This is a genomic window from Serratia sp. CY83965, assembly GCF_052166375.1.
In the GTDB taxonomy this organism is placed as follows: domain Bacteria; phylum Pseudomonadota; class Gammaproteobacteria; order Enterobacterales; family Enterobacteriaceae; genus Serratia; species Serratia marcescens.
Genome location: NZ_JBJNOV010000014.1, coordinates 1 through 1,463, shown reverse-complemented (window position 1 = coordinate 1,463; position 1,463 = coordinate 1). Strand labels below are relative to the sequence as shown.

General features: G+C 52.3%; 1 rRNA gene. It reads right to left on the bottom strand.

Features of this window, described 5'->3' with window-relative positions:
* Nucleotides 1–61: 61 nt before the first annotated feature.
* Nucleotides 62–1,463 (bottom strand): 23S ribosomal RNA (locus ACJ8PL_RS21210); the annotation flags it as partial.

The window sequence follows — 1,463 nt, the reverse complement described above, 5'->3', positions numbered from 1 at the left end:
GCCATCAGAACCAATCTCGGAACTTCGCTGAAAATCTCTCTAAAAACACCTTCGGTGTTGTAAGGTTAAGCCTCACGGATCATTAGTACTGGTTAGCTCAATGCATCGCTGCACTTACACACCCAGCCTATCAACGTCTTAGTCTTAAACGTTCCTTCAGGGGCCTTGAAGGCCCAGGGAAGACTCATCTTGAGGCAAGTTTCGCGCTTAGATGCTTTCAGCGCTTATCTTTTCCGCACTTAGCTACCGGGCAATGCCATTGGCATGACAACCCGAACACCAGTGGTGCGTTCACTCCGGTCCTCTCGTACTAGGAGCAACCCCTCTCAATCTTCCAACGCCCACGGCAGATAGGGACCGAACTGTCTCACGACGTTCTAAACCCAGCTCGCGTACCACTTTAAATGGCGAACAGCCATACCCTTGGGACCTACTTCAGCCCCAGGATGTGATGAGCCGACATCGAGGTGCCAAACACCGCCGTCGATATGAACTCTTGGGCGGTATCAGCCTGTTATCCCCGGAGTACCTTTTATCCGTTGAGCGATGGCCCTTCCATTCAGAACCACCGGATCACTAAGACCTACTTTCGTACCTGCTCGAGCCGTCACTCTCGCAGTCAAGCTAGCTTATGCCTTTGCACTAACCTCACGATGTCCGACCGTGATTAGCTAACCTTCGTGCTCCTCCGTTACTCTTTGGGAGGAGACCGCCCCAGTCAAACTACCCACCAGACACTGTCCTCACCCCAGATTATGGGGCCGAGTTAGAACATCAAACATTAAAGGGTGGTATTTCAAGGATGGCTCCACGCAGACTGGCGTCCACGCTTCAAAGCCTCCCACCTATCCTACACATCAAGGCTCAATGTTCAGTGTCAAGCTATAGTAAAGGTTCACGGGGTCTTTCCGTCTTGCCGCGGGTACACTGCATCTTCACAGCGAGTTCAATTTCACTGAGTCTCGGGTGGAGACAGCCTGGCCATCATTACGCCATTCGTGCAGGTCGGAACTTACCCGACAAGGAATTTCGCTACCTTAGGACCGTTATAGTTACGGCCGCCGTTTACTGGGGCTTCGATCAAGAGCTTCGCCTTGCGGCTGACCCCATCAATTAACCTTCCAGCACCGGGCAGGCGTCACACCGTATACGTCCACTTTCGTGTTTGCACAGTGCTGTGTTTTTATTAAACAGTTGCAGCCAGCTGGTATCTTCGACTGGCTTCAGCTCCATCCGCGAGGGACTTCACCTACATGCCAGCGTGCCTTCTCCCGAAGTTACGGCACCATTTTGCCTAGTTCCTTCACCCGAGTTCTCTCAAGCGCCTTGGTATTCTCTACCTGACCACCTGTGTCGGTTTGGGGTACGATTTAATGTTACCTGGAGCTTAGAGGATTTTCCTGGAAGCAGGGCATCAACTACTTCTGCACCGTAGTGCATCGTCATCACGCCTCAGGGTTAGC